This window comes from Xenorhabdus sp. IM139775, assembly GCF_028598745.1.
Lineage (GTDB): Bacteria > Pseudomonadota > Gammaproteobacteria > Enterobacterales > Enterobacteriaceae > Xenorhabdus.
This window is the reverse complement of the sequence record NZ_JAQRFK010000007.1, coordinates 1-12,974: the sequence shown is the minus strand read 5'-3', so window position 1 is coordinate 12,974 and position 12,974 is coordinate 1. Positions and strand designations below refer to the sequence as shown.

The following is a 12,974-nucleotide window of genomic DNA, read 5'->3' as shown; positions in this document are numbered from 1 at the left end:
GCTCGCAAGACGAAAGCCTCTGATTATCTCCCCGTGCCGCAGGGAGATAAATCAATACATCTTGAAGTATGACGAGCATACTAACAAAACACTTTTATAATACTGGATAAAAAAACAGCTTCAAGTCAATTGGCAAAATAATGTCTTACCGCAATATGATATTAACCTTGCGGTATTAACCTTTAATTAACATTAATGGTGGCTATTTTTATCCCCAGATAATGATCTTGCTTTTTTCTATTTTTGTATTAACGATTGAAATGATAAAGCACAGAATAGCAAAGGGATGAAGAAAGGAATTGATTTTATTTAACGCATTGATCTTGATTACAAAAAAATCCAAGTAGAGAATAACAGCAAATCTTGTGCAAGCCGCGTATTGCCTTGCACGAGGATACTTTTCTAAAACTAATACACAAGGTTATCCACAGGAATAGTGGATAACTCAGCAAAACCTATTAAGCATGGGCGGTTGCGGAGTTATCCCCACTGATCAATTTTTTCAATCGCAGAATATTTTTATGCTGTTTTGGGACTGATTCGCGTTATTTGTTGATCAAAAATGGCTCAATCGTTGTTGAAATAAAACAGCTTTTACTTAAGAACATCAATGAGAGAGCCATTACAGACGCCAATTTTAACTAACCCAAAGTAAACAATTAGTTAACCAATAAATCAATCGTGATATATTTTCCCAGATTATTTTCATCCCATGATCCACCCAGATGGGGGATCACGCCCAGTAAAGGTGCGGGGATCATCTGCGCCAGTGTTGCCAAATATTCAGCCTGATGCTTGCCGGCCGGCTCAATTTCATTGGCAACCCAGCCTGCCAGTTTCAATCCAGAATAGAGGATCGCTTTGGCAGTTAATACGGCATGGTTAATACAACCTAATTTAACCCCAACGGTCAAAATGACCGGTAAATCCGCCTGAGTGACCCAATCAGCAAACGTGGTATTTTCCGATAGTGGCGTATACCATCCCCCTGCGCCCTCAACCAACACCCAGTCAGATTTTTTTGCCAATACGTCTAATCCCTTTGATAAAACAGAAAAATCGATGGGTTGATTCTGTTTTGCACTGATGATGTGAGGTGATGTCGGTTCCACAAATACCAGAGGGTTCACCTCCTGATAAGTTAATGGCACGGCACTGTTACGCTGTAAGGCCAAGGCATCGCCATTGCGTATCCCTTCCGCCGTTACTTCGCTGCCGGATGCCACGGGCTTGTAACCCGCAGTCAGATACCCTTTTTGATGAGCCGCTTGTAGCAAGGCACAACTCACCACCGTTTTACCGACTTCCGTGTCGGTTCCGGTCAGAAAATATTTATTTGTCACAATAAATGACTCCAAATGCAATTTGATAGCTTAAAGGGTAATCCCCGTTGTTGCGTGGATAGGCTTCGGCAAGGGCATTTAGACGTTTTCTTGTCATTAATCCCTGTTGGCGGCCGTGATGAAGGTGTGTCGCACCAATCCCTTTTAGCGAATTCAATAAGGGTAACAGTTGTGGATAGCACTGGTCATATTGCCGGTTAATGACCTTATGTCGATAGGGCTGGCATGCCTGTGTCATCGTCTGCAATGGCAGAAATGGGTTAATATGCTGATAACCATCCACGCGCTCCCACGCCGCAGCCAATTCATGCAACGAGCCTTGTGCCAACGTGGAAAATACGATAAGGCCGCCGGGACGGGTAACCCGGTAAAACTCCCGCAATGCGCACGGCAAATCATTGCACCATTGTACCGCCAGATTGCTGAAACAGAGGTCTACGCTGTTATCCGCCAATCCCAAATGCTCAATATCGCCTTGCAGATAATAATCAGCAACTTGCTGCCCCTTTGCATAGTTCAACATGCCGGAAGCCAGATCCAGTGCAATCACTTGTTTACCCTGCTGTTTCCAGCGAGCACTGAAAAAACCGGTTCCGCATCCTGCATCCAATACCCGCATACCGGTATCTTCCGCTTGTGCCAATACCATCAAATACTCACCGGTTTGCTGTTGCAATTTAGCCAGCGTGTCATACTGGGAAGCCGCGCGGCCAAAAGCACCGGCAATCGCTTGCTTATCAACGGCGTTAACCACCCGATCCATGCAGCGCCTCCAGTAATAGATCAATGTCGTGCCGTGTATGGCTGGCGGTTAACGTAATGCGCAATCGCGCACTGTTAGGGGGAACCGTGGGGGGCAGGATCGCGTTGACCCACACTTTTTTTTGCTTGAGCGCCTGAGATAGTGCGCTACAACGCGCATTGTCACCCACAATTAGCGGCTGGATAGCCGTTTCTGAATCCATCAATGAAAAAGGCAGGTGCCGTGCTTCGCGACGAAAGTAACGAATATTGTTTTGTAATCGCTGGCGCAACACATCTCCCGCCCTGATTTGTCGCACTGCTGCGGAAAGAGCCACAGCCTGAGCCGGTGGCATTGAGGTACTGTAAATCAGGTGCCGGGCATATTGGAGCAGGTATTCTGCGGTTTGCTCATCACATAAAACGGCGGCACCGCTCAAGCCAAATGCTTTGCCAAAGGTAATGACCAAAATCTCCGGTTTAACCTTTTGCACCCAGCAACTGCCGCGCCCTTCATCACCCTGAATACCTATGCCATGAGCATCATCCACCATCAACCAACTTGCTGTCGATTTCGCTTGCTGTGCGATCTCTGCCAGTGGTGCACAATCGCCATCCATGCTAAAAACCCCTTCCGTGACCACCAGCGTTTTACCGACACTGGTTTTTGCCAGATATTGCTGCAAGGAGCTCATATCATTATGCAGAAAACGCCGTAGTTGGGCGGGAGAGTGCAGTGCGGCTTCAATCAACGAAGCATGACTCAGGCGATCAGCAATAATGCGATCTTCGCTTGCCATCAAGGCCGCAATCACGCCTTGATTAGCGGCATAACCCGAAATAAAAAGCAGTGCGCGGGAGTATCCCAACCACTGTGCCAATTGTTGTTCCAGAGTATGATGCGCGGCAGTGTAACCCGTAACGTGCCCGGAACCGCCACTGCCCACACCATATTGTTCGGTACCTTGCTGCCAGGCGGCAATAATCCGGGGATGTTGGCTCAGGCCAAGATAATCGTTACTGGAAAAATTAAGGTATTGACCCGCCGAAGTGGATAATACGCGCCCATCCGATCCATCATGAGGTTGCCTGTTACGCCATAACGAAGTGCCCCGACGTTCGGCCAAACGCCGGGAGAGAAAGTCTGACCAGCTCATCATACTGCCGCATTATAGAATTGTTCGTTATCAGCATGATGAATAATGGCTTCAGTCAAGTGCCGCTGCTGTTGATTGTCACCAAAAGCGATTTTTGTCTGTTGGGGGTTGATGCCCAAACGGCGGAACAGTTGCAGATCTTTATCTTCACCGGGGTTTGGTGTGGTCAGCAATTTACAGCCGTAGAAAATGGAATTGGCGCCGGCCATAAAACACATGGCCTGAGTTTGCTCATTCATCTGTTCACGTCCTGCGGATAAACGGACATGAGATTTTGGCATCATGATCCGCGCGACAGCGATGGTACGAATAAAGTCAAAAGGATCAACATCGTCATTGTCTTCCAGTGGCGTTCCTTTCACTTTTACCAGCATATTGATCGGCACACTTTCCGGCGGCTTCGGTAAATTCGCTAATTGCACCAATAATGCTGCCCGATCGCGAATTTGCTCGCCCAAACCCACGATCCCGCCTGAGCACACTTTAATGCCCGCATCCCGGACATTAACCAAGGTGTCCAATCTGTCCTGATAACTGCGCGTCGTGATGATATTGCCGTAAAATTCTGGCGAGGTGTCTAAGTTATGGTTGTAATAGTCCAGACCCGCCCCTGCCAAACGTTGTGCCTGAGACTGATTCAACATTCCCAGCGTCATACAGGTTTCCATTCCCAGCGCTTTGACTTCTTTGACCATTTTTTCCAAATATGGCATATCGCGTTCATGCGGGTTTTTCCAGGCAGCGCCCATGCAGAAACGCGTTGAACCCGCACTTTTAGCTTTGTGCGCTGATTCAATGACTTTTTCCACTTCCATTAACCGCTCTTTTTCCAGACCTGTTTTGTAGCGGGAACTTTGTGGACAATATTTGCAATCCTCTGGACAAGCCCCTGTCTTTATTGAAAGCAGTGTACTGACCTGTACTTGTTGTGGGTCAAAATGTTCACGGTGTACCTGTTGTGCCTGAAATAATAATTCAAAAAAAGGTTTATCAAACAGCGCTTGTGCCTGTTTGATTGTCCAATGTTGACGCTCGCTCACAATAACATCTCCGATGTAAAAAATGTTGTCAGTTTAAATAATGCGGTTATCATGTCAACCAAAATGAAACTAAAAAGGTTTACAACAAAGTTATTATGACCCCTTCAGATCTTGAATTTGATCAGCGCCATATTTGGCATCCCTATACCTCAATGACTCATCCACTTCCCACTTATCCTGTCGTCTCAGCCGGTGGTGTGGAGCTGGTTTTATCAGACGGCCGCAAATTGGTTGATGGCATGTCTTCATGGTGGGCAGCTATCCACGGTTATAATCATCCCATCCTCAATGAGGCGGCAAAATCTCAGATCGATAAGATGTCTCATGTTATGTTTGGCGGCATCACCCACCCTCCAGCGGTTGAACTGTGCAGGCAATTAGTGGCGATGACACCGGGTTCTCTGGAGTCTGTTTTTTTGGCAGATTCGGGGTCTATCGCTGTGGAAGTCGCCCTGAAAATGGCCTTGCAATATTGGCAAGCGAAGGGGGAGATACGCCATCGTTTCCTGACGCTGCGTCATGGTTATCATGGTGACACTTTTGGTGCCATGTCGGTCTGCGATCCGGACAATTCCATGCACAACCTGTACAAAGGTTATCTCCCCAATCATCTGTTTGCTGATGCCCCACAATGCCGGTTTGGTGATGAGTGGCAACCGGAAGACATGGGTTCTTTGCAACGATTATTGCTGCAATACCATGATAAAATCGCCGCCGTGGTGTTAGAACCTATTGTTCAAGGCGCTGGCGGGATGCGGATTTATCACCCTGAATATCTACGCCAAGTTCGCCGACTTTGTGATGAATATCAGATTTTGTTGATTGCCGACGAGATTGCGACCGGATTTGGGCGAACCGGCAAGCTATTCGCCTGTGAACATGCCCGGATCGAGCCAGATATATTGTGCTTAGGCAAGGCGTTGACGGGGGGATATATGACATTATCCGCCACACTGACTTCCCGTCATGTCGCTGAAACTATCAGCCAAGGTGAAGCAGGCTGTTTTATGCACGGCCCAACTTTTATGGGCAATCCTCTGGCTTGTGCCGTCGCCAGTGCCAGTCTGAAATTGCTCTCTGACAGCCCGTGGCAACAACGCATTCAATCCATTGAAACGCAGCTAAAAACGGAATTAGCGCCGCTCAAATCACACCGTTCTGTCAAAGACGTTCGGGTTTTAGGTGCCATAGGGGTTGTTGAAATGAAACAGCCCGTTGATGTCGCTTCACTGCAACGCCATTTTGTCCAGCAGGGGGTGTGGATCAGGCCATTCGGCCGGTTAATTTACCTGATGCCTCCTTATATTATTCAGGCAGAACAGCTATCGAGACTGACAAAGGCCATTATTGATGCGGTAAATTAAAGCATAATATCCAGCCACCTATTTAATTAGCGTTTCAAAATGATAGGCGTAAACCTTGTCCTCCGCGCCGTGGGGGACAAGGTTACAAACTCTCACTATTATGAAAATTTATTTAATTAGGTGACTGGATAAATAAATTTAATCTTCTATTTCTAATAAAAAACCACAGTCTATTATCGCATCCACAAATAGCAATCACTGACAAATATTAATGAGTCAAACCGGGGTCACTACATCACCTAAAAATAAATTATCTGATATATTCATGACGTAACCATACTTATTTAAACAAAGAGGAATAAATCATGAATAAAGAAAATTTGCTTTCAATTTCCAATGAAGAAATACAAGATGTATTTGAACTCTCTAAGACCCGGTATGACCAAGAGATTTCACATTACGAAATTCTGGTAAAAGAAAAACCTGAATTAGCCCATCTGTTTGCAGAAAATGTCAAACCAGATTCATTAACCCGCCCTGCATTACAACAAACAGAATTTGTCAGTGGGCATTTTAACATTAACACCTATCATCAATATGGCAGCTATCCCTTTATCCAAGTATCATCTTATCCTGCCATCATTGGACACGAGCCGAATATAGGGAAAAAAACCAACTTCAATGGCTATATTCAGGGCGGGTATAATACCCCTATATTGAATTTTAATAATATTCATCTTGGAGGTGTCGTAAAACATGCCAGATCCATTATCAATACGCCACTCAATTTCCAGCTTTACATTAATCCAAGAAATATCGTCTTACGTCTTTATAGTGGAAGTGTCTATTTAGGCGATCTATTTTCTGTATATCAGAATCATATATTAATCACATACCCGGTTGTTTTTTCGGGTATCGGAACATTCAGTTTAATCCAACATCAATAAGTTATTCCCGCTTATTATGTTAGAATTGGTTATTTATTTTATATAATTAGTCGATTTTAAATGCCAATCAAGGCCTGAAAATTAATATCGCCGCGCCAAAAATAGCGCGGCTCAGGTTTACAGTGCCAATACTGTCACCCACATCGGGGCTTTGCCAACCGGATAACGTGCCAGTTGAGTTAATTCTCCCGAATATTTGTCAATGCGTGATACTGAAATATGATCCGACTTCTGCCCCGATGCAATCAGAAAATGACCGCTATGATCGATGGCAAACCCACGGGGTTGGGTTTCTGTCGGATAATGCCCGGCTAATGTCAAATGATAACCCTCTTCTGATACACGGAAGTGGCTGATTAGACTCTCAGAACGCTCACTGGCATACAGGTGGCGGCCATCCGGTGTAATATGAATATCCGCCGACCAACGAACGCTGGAAAAATCGGTTGGCAGCGAATCAATGGATTGCACAATGCGATATTTTTCCCATTTACGCAGCACATCAACGGTTGAATCCAATTCATTAATACAGTAAATAGCCGTTTTTTTCGGATGAAATGCCATATGACGCGGGCCTGCACCGGCTGCTGTGGTCACTTCATCAGCCCTGTTTTCTGTCAGGCAGCCCTGCTCATCCAAGTTGAAAATACGAATATGATCTTCTTTCAGACATGGAACCAACAATTGACGGTTTTTCCGATCAATATTGGCAGAGTGTGGCGCTTGCAGACCTTCTACAATTTGGCTTGGTGCTTGGACGATCCCATTTTCATCAATAGGATGGACACTTAAGTTATTGAAGCTGTAAGAAGCAGAAAATAAAAAACGCCCCGTCCTGTCAGTGGATATATGGGTCGGGCTGCCCGGCAAGGGAGCAATGGCCTGCTGTTCAAGACATCCATCTTGCCCAATGGCATAAGTAACGAGACTAAATTGCGGACGAATTCCCACATATAAGTGTCTGCCATCAGGATTAACGACCATGGGCTGTACTTCACCCGGCACATTGACGGTCTGGAGAAGCGAAAGTTCTCCGGCTTCATTCAGCGACCATACGTGGATCTGTCGGCTATTTGGGCTGGCTGTATAAACCACCTGTTTCATGTTCTCTCCTTAATGCTTCATTGCCATTTCATTGATCTATAACGATTCTTGAATAAATTTGTTTGCTAAACTGCCTATATAACCATTTAATGATGTTCAACTACCCTATAATATTTGTTTGTATCATAGACAACCCAGAGGCCAACCCATGTCATATCGCGTTATCGCGCTGGATCTCGATGGAACATTGCTCGATCCACAAAAACGTATTCTGCCAGAATCACTGTCAGCCCTAAATGAAGCCCGCCAGTCAGGTATCAAGGTCTTGATTGTCACCGGACGCCATCATGTCGCCATCCATCCTTTCTATCAAGCGCTGCAACTCGATACGCCTGCCATTTGTTGCAATGGGGCTTATTCATATGATTATCATGCCAAGAAAGTATTGGCCTCAAATCCACTCTCTATTCAAGAAGCCTCTCAAGCACTTTCCTATCTGCAAGACACGGAAATTCAGCATCTGATGTATGTTGATGATGCCATTTTATATCAATTTCCCCACACTGTAGCCCAAACCTTGGCATGGTCGGATTCCCTGCCTGAGCACCAGCGCCCTAATGTCCGGCAAACCGGAAATTTCCAAGATGCCATCCATAATGTGAGTGCGATTTGGAAACTCGCCACCAGCTCATCCGATTTAGTGAAGCTGCGTAAAATTAGCGAACAAATTGAGGAAAATATTGGCCTTGAGTGTGAATGGTCATGGTTTGATCAGGTCGATATCGCCAAGAAAGGCAATAGCAAAGGTATGCGGCTGCAACAATGGGTGGAGTCGCAAGGCATGAGCATGAAAGAGGTGATTGCGTTTGGTGATAATTATAACGATCTCAGTATGCTGGAAAGCGTTGGATTGGGCGTTGCCATGGGGAATGGCGTCGATGCCGTCAAAGCGCGGGCAGATATTGTCACGCGGGATAATACCCAGCCCGGCATCGCTGAAATCCTGCGAAAATATGTGCTGTAATCACTGTTGACATCCATTCAACGGGAGCAAATCAGCCCACGGCTGTGCTCCCTATAAATGTGACTTTCTACCTGTTCATAAAGAACGATTTAGCGATATGCTCTTTATCTGTGCATATAACCATTGCCCTGCCCGCAGATTAAGTTCTTCCCGCGCCCAAGGGGTAATTCTCGCCCATAAACGATGTTCGCCCAGCGCCAGTTTGACATCAACCTGACCATTATCCTCAAAAAACTCAAGAACTTTGACTTGCAAGGTGTTACGGATGCTGCTGACTTTTGGTGGCTCCACCACTAAGGAAACGTCTGAGGCATCAATGCGGATACGCAGATCCGTTCCCGGAGAAGCATTCATTTGTGGCAACCAAAGGAGTTTATCAGCCACCGCGACGGCGGTCATATGATAACGCTGATGATGTTCCATAACGGAAACTTTCAGGATACTGCCCAGACTCTCTTTTTGCAGCCACGGGCGCAGTACACTGCTCGACCAAACCTCTTCCAGAGTTCCTGTCGCCCTGATTTTTCCCTTGTCCATGACAATAACATTATCTGCCAAGCGTAAAATTTCATCCAAACTGTGACTCACGTACAGGATCGGAATTTTGACGTCTTCGGATAATTTTTCGAGATAAGGCAATAACTCACGCTTACGGGGTAAATCTAATGATGCCAAGGGTTCATCCATAAGCAGAAGCTCAGGGGCTGTCAGTAATGCCCGGCCAATCGCTATCCGCTGTTTTTCTCCACCCGATAATGTGCCGGGAAAACGTGACAGTAAATGCTCAATCCCCAACAGGCCAATGATGCTGTCAAACTGCGGTTTCATCTCTGGTGCCATGCCGTATTGTAAGTTTCCCTTCACGCGATAATGTGGGAAAAGGCGTGCATCCTGAAAAACATAACCAATACGGCGCTTTTCTGGTGGCAAAAAGAGGTTGCGTTCTGTATCCACTAACGTGGAGCCATTTAAAACAATGCGGCCTTTTTGTGGGCGGCTCAACCCCGCAATGACATTGATCAGTGAAGTTTTTCCTGCCCCCGAAAGCCCGAATATGGCAGTAATGCTTTCCGTGGGCAATGTGGTATCAAGTTGCATGTGCAGCTCGCCCAAGCGCTGTTCAAAATCCAGTTCTAACATACTGCCCCCAAACGTTTCCGGCCCCAACGTGTCAACCATTCGGAAAGCATCAATGAAATCAGCGCCAACGCAATCGCAATGATGCACAGGCGGGCGGCAGCGGTTTCAGATCCCGGCATTTCTATCAATGTATACATGGCAAGCGGAATGGTTCGGGTTTCCCCCGGAATATTCGACACAAAGGTAATGGTGGCACCAAATTCCCCCAACGAGCGGGCAAAGGCCAATACCGCCCCCACAATGATGCCGGGTAATGACAACGGCAGGGTAATGGTGAAAAAGACTCTAAGCGAGCCGGCTCCCAACGTCCGGGCGGCCTGTTCCAAACGCTGATCGATGCCCTCCAGTGATAACCGGATGGCCCTGACCATCAGCGGAAAAGCCACCACCGCCGAAGCTAATGCCGCTCCTGTCCAGTTAAATGTAAAACTGACACCCAACCAGTCATAAAGGAATTCACCAATGATTCCCCGGCGCCCCATACTAATGAGCAACAGATATCCCACCACCACTGGCGGTAATACCAGTGGCAGATGGATGATGCTGTCAAGCAGGGTTTTTCCAAAAAACTGGCAACGGGCCAGCATCCATGCCATCAGTATCCCGAATGGCAAACTGAATAACACGGCAATTCCTGAAATTTTTAAGCTCAGTAAAATTGCCTGCCATTCATATTCACTTAACATCGCCAAAAGATCAGTTCCTACAGTGGACTAAAGCCATAACGTTTAAAAATAGTGGCGGCTTCAGGGGTCTTAAGATAGTCATAAAAATCGCTAACAACCTGTTTTTCATGACCTTTAATGATTGCGATCGGATATTCCACCGGTTTATGGCTTTCAGATGGGAAAATGCCGACCACTTTCACCTTATGGCTGGCGACGGCATCAGAACCATAAACAATGCCCAACGGAGCCTCTGCCCGCTCGACCAGTGCCATGCCACTACGCACATTGTTAGTACGCGCCATCAGTGGATTAACCGTCTCCCACGCATGTAAATATTGCAGTGATTCTTTGGCGTAAATACCCACCGGCACATGATCGGGATCACCCACCGCTAAACGCCCTCCTGCCAGCAAGGATTTCCATTTGGTTTGCCGGTTGATAGCCACCTTATCCAGTTTGCTCTCTTTAGGTGCAATCAGGACAAGCTGGTTGCCCAACAAGGTATGGCGGGTATTTTCAGCAATTAATTGTTTATCCGTCGCGTAATTCATCCATTGCTGATCGGCCGAAATAAAAATATCCGCCGGTGCGCCCTGTTCTATCTGACGTGCCAGTATCGAGGATGAAGCGTAGGAAGCCACAATATCGCCCTGCTTCTCTTGTTTATACTGTGCCGCAATATCATCTAAGGCATTGGTTAATGAAGCCGCCGCAAAAACTGTCACTTTATCTGCTGCCCAAACATTTCCGACCAGCGCACAAGATACTACAGCCCCTGTCAGCAACGGATAAACGTTCTTTTTCATTTTATACTTACCTAAGATAATCAATATGGTACGTTGTATATAACAAGATACAACGTTAAATGAAAATGCTATCCTGAGATTAATCGGCAGGTTGTGAGCCAGTTTTAGTTTTTATGTTGATTTTAATGCAAGGATTACATCTGGCTGGGGTTAATATGAAGAGAAGGTAGGAATTGATGATTACCCGGATAACCGGGTAATGGAAATCACAAGGATCAAGGCTGCTGACGGGTATTTTCTGTTTTGGAGATCGCATTGAATAACCCCCCCAACACGTAAATCAGCGCCAAAATAGCGGCCATCACCACGGGAACCATGATCAACGCAAATCCCAAACTTTTAAGCAATTCAAACATGCTAACCTTATCTCCTGAGTGACTAACAAATTAACTGTATCACACCTGAATCTGACACAGACGTTAATCTAACTATTCTAGACAATAAAACAGTCACAGTAATCGACGAAACGTGCGATTTTTATTGTTCAATGCGGATAAAGTGATTATTGCCACTCTGTGCTGACTCCGAAACGGATTCATCTGCAATGATAACCGTAGAAACTGTCATGAAAGGCACTCCCCTTGGCAATGCCGTGAGAAGACGCTGAAAGTGGGCGTAAAAACTAAACGTCAGAAAGCAGGTTGGGATAATGGTTATATGATGAAAGTTCTTACTGTGGGATTTCATCTGTATAAATTAGAGGGAACCTCTAAAAACTTTTCACAGCCACCAAATTGAGTAAAATGTAGACACAATGCATCTCTGTAAGGTAGCGCCGTCATGATACCGCCTCGTTCTGCTTTAAAAAATCTATGGTCTTCCCCGTTTTTGCAACACTAATTTTTAATGAATGGTTGGCTTGCTTAAATCTATCCAGCGTCTCTATGGGAGTGGATTCCCGCGCCACGATGAGTTCTGCGCCTGATGAACCTAAAAAGACTATCGGCTTCAATGAGCCATTTTTTTAATCAGGTTATTCATCAGGCCAATTGGCCGTTCATGTCATCAATAATCAGTCTTCGCAAAACCAGATGGGTGACGTGTATTTCACGGTCTAATAATCAAGTCATTGAGTCAGCAGTATCTGTTAGACCTGGTATCCACTTTGCCGAGTGGTGAGAGCCCAGGCTATTCGTGCCAGTTTGTTAGCCAGTGCACAGGCCACCACATTCGAATGTTTCCTGTTGAGTTGCTCCCGAACCCACTCGGCAAGCCTGCCTTTCTGATGCTCAAGCTGCATCATAAACGTTCGGGCACACAGAACCAGCAATCGACGCAAATTTTTGTTGCCGCGTTTGCTAATCCCCAGCAACGTGGGTTTTCCTCCCGTACTGTATTGTCGGGGAACAAGCCCCACCGAAGCCGCAAAATCCCGGCTGCATGAAAATTGTTTGCCATCCCCGAGCTGGGATGAAAGTAAACTGGCGGTAATTGGCCCCACCCCCGGTATTGTCATCATGCGTTGAGCCGCCTCGTCCGCCTTGAGGGACTGATTTAATTCTGATTCCAGTGCCGTTATTTGCTCGACAAGATAAAGATAGTGGGCATGTAATTTCATCCGCAAACGGCTCAGATAATCGGGAATTGCGTGCTCTGCCAGAACCAGAGATAACCGTTTAATGACCGCCTCACCTTTTGGCAGGCTGATACCAAACTCCAGCAAAAAAATCATGCATTTGGTTAGGGCCTGTTGACGTTTTGTGTTCATAAATCAATCAACCCACATAGGCAGCCAAATAACGATAAACGCCAAGGCTAAT

12 protein-coding genes and 1 pseudogene are annotated in these 12,974 nt (G+C 46.1%); 3 read left to right on the top strand and 10 right to left on the bottom strand.

The features are described 5' to 3' along the window. Positions 1–659: 659 nt before the first annotated feature. The 4 genes from bioD to bioB are packed head-to-tail and all read right to left on the bottom strand — an operon-like array spanning position 660 to position 4,281. Positions 660–1,343, bottom strand: a complete 684-nt coding sequence (gene bioD, locus PSI17_RS02570) for a dethiobiotin synthase (RefSeq protein ID WP_273550457.1) — start codon at positions 1,341–1,343, stop codon at positions 660–662. Then, positions 1,333–2,106 (bottom strand): malonyl-ACP O-methyltransferase BioC, encoded by a 774-nt coding sequence (gene bioC / locus PSI17_RS02565; RefSeq protein WP_273550456.1) that lies wholly within the window; start codon positions 2,104–2,106, stop codon positions 1,333–1,335. The genes bioD and bioC overlap by 11 nt, the downstream gene beginning before the upstream one ends. Next, positions 2,090–3,241 carry an 8-amino-7-oxononanoate synthase gene (gene bioF, locus PSI17_RS02560; RefSeq protein ID WP_273550519.1) on the bottom strand — a complete coding sequence of 384 codons (1,152 nt, stop codon included), beginning with the start codon at positions 3,239–3,241 and terminating at the stop codon, positions 2,090–2,092. Before bioF ends, bioC begins: the two co-directional genes overlap by 17 nt. After that, complete coding sequence (gene bioB / locus PSI17_RS02555) at positions 3,241–4,281, bottom strand: biotin synthase BioB (RefSeq protein ID WP_273550455.1); 1,041 nt, start codon at positions 4,279–4,281, stop codon at positions 3,241–3,243. The genes bioF and bioB overlap by 1 nt, the downstream gene beginning before the upstream one ends. Positions 4,282–4,376: 95 nt before the next feature. On the opposite strand from bioB, the gene bioA reads away from it, so the two are divergent. After that, positions 4,377–5,645, top strand: coding sequence for an adenosylmethionine--8-amino-7-oxononanoate transaminase (bioA, locus tag PSI17_RS02550; protein WP_273550454.1), 1,269 nt, complete (start codon positions 4,377–4,379; stop codon positions 5,643–5,645). A 305-nt stretch (positions 5,646–5,950) separates the two neighbouring features. Continuing rightward, positions 5,951–6,532 carry a hypothetical protein gene (locus PSI17_RS02545; RefSeq protein ID WP_273550453.1) on the top strand — a complete coding sequence of 194 codons (582 nt, stop codon included), beginning with the start codon at positions 5,951–5,953 and terminating at the stop codon, positions 6,530–6,532. A gap of 117 nt (positions 6,533–6,649) precedes the next feature. Here the strand turns inward: PSI17_RS02545 and pgl are convergent, their stop codons facing one another. Beyond that, the gene (gene pgl / locus PSI17_RS02540) at positions 6,650–7,636 is read right to left on the bottom strand and encodes a 6-phosphogluconolactonase (protein WP_273550452.1); all 987 of its coding nucleotides are present in this window, start codon (positions 7,634–7,636) and stop codon (positions 6,650–6,652) included. A gap of 148 nt (positions 7,637–7,784) precedes the next feature. Here pgl and PSI17_RS02535 point away from each other — a divergent pair, with 148 nt between their 5' ends. Next, positions 7,785–8,600 (top strand): pyridoxal phosphatase, encoded by an 816-nt coding sequence (locus PSI17_RS02535; RefSeq protein WP_273550451.1) that lies wholly within the window; start codon positions 7,785–7,787, stop codon positions 8,598–8,600. A gap of 75 nt (positions 8,601–8,675) precedes the next feature. On the opposite strand, the gene modC is transcribed toward PSI17_RS02535, so the two are convergent. From modC to PSI17_RS02510, 5 genes and pseudogenes are all read right to left on the bottom strand, one after another. Then, positions 8,676–9,740, bottom strand: coding sequence for a molybdenum ABC transporter ATP-binding protein ModC (gene modC / locus PSI17_RS02530; protein WP_273550450.1), 1,065 nt, complete (start codon positions 9,738–9,740; stop codon positions 8,676–8,678). After that, entirely contained in the window at positions 9,734–10,426 is a 693-nt protein-coding gene (gene modB / locus PSI17_RS02525; protein ID WP_273550518.1) for a molybdate ABC transporter permease subunit, read from the bottom strand. The genes modC and modB overlap by 7 nt, the downstream gene beginning before the upstream one ends. A gap of 17 nt (positions 10,427–10,443) precedes the next feature. After that, a complete protein-coding gene (gene modA, locus PSI17_RS02520) occupies positions 10,444–11,214 on the bottom strand; it encodes a molybdate ABC transporter substrate-binding protein (protein ID WP_273550449.1) in 771 nt (256 codons plus the stop codon). Positions 11,215–11,429: 215 nt separating this feature from the next. After that, a complete protein-coding gene (locus PSI17_RS02515) occupies positions 11,430–11,570 on the bottom strand; it encodes an AcrZ family multidrug efflux pump-associated protein (protein ID WP_273550448.1) in 141 nt (46 codons plus the stop codon). Positions 11,571–12,301: 731 nt separating this feature from the next. Then, positions 12,302–12,910 (bottom strand): annotated as a pseudogene (locus tag PSI17_RS02510) (IS110 family transposase); the annotation flags it as partial. Positions 12,911–12,974 lie beyond the last annotated feature (64 nt).

Bases quoted from the DNA above. Each gene is read 5' to 3' on its own strand.
- bioC (WP_273550456.1), bottom strand. From the start codon at position 2,106: ATGGATCGGGTGGTTAACGCCGTTGATAAGCAAGCGATTGCCGGTGCT.
- bioF (WP_273550519.1), bottom strand. From the start codon at position 3,241: ATGAGCTGGTCAGACTTTCTCTCCCGGCGTTTGGCCGAACGTCGGGGC.
- bioA (WP_273550454.1), top strand. From the start codon at position 4,377: ATGACCCCTTCAGATCTTGAATTTGATCAGCGCCATATTTGGCATCCC.
- PSI17_RS02545 (WP_273550453.1), top strand. From the start codon at position 5,951: ATGAATAAAGAAAATTTGCTTTCAATTTCCAATGAAGAAATACAAGAT.
- pgl (WP_273550452.1), bottom strand. From the start codon at position 7,636: ATGAAACAGGTGGTTTATACAGCCAGCCCAAATAGCCGACAGATCCAC.
- PSI17_RS02535 (WP_273550451.1), top strand. From the start codon at position 7,785: ATGTCATATCGCGTTATCGCGCTGGATCTCGATGGAACATTGCTCGAT.
- modC (WP_273550450.1), bottom strand. From the start codon at position 9,740: ATGTTAGAACTGGATTTTGAACAGCGCTTGGGCGAGCTGCACATGCAA.
- modB (WP_273550518.1), bottom strand. From the start codon at position 10,426: ATGTTAAGTGAATATGAATGGCAGGCAATTTTACTGAGCTTAAAAATT.
- modA (WP_273550449.1), bottom strand. From the start codon at position 11,214: ATGAAAAAGAACGTTTATCCGTTGCTGACAGGGGCTGTAGTATCTTGT.
- PSI17_RS02515 (WP_273550448.1), bottom strand. From the start codon at position 11,570: ATGTTTGAATTGCTTAAAAGTTTGGGATTTGCGTTGATCATGGTTCCC.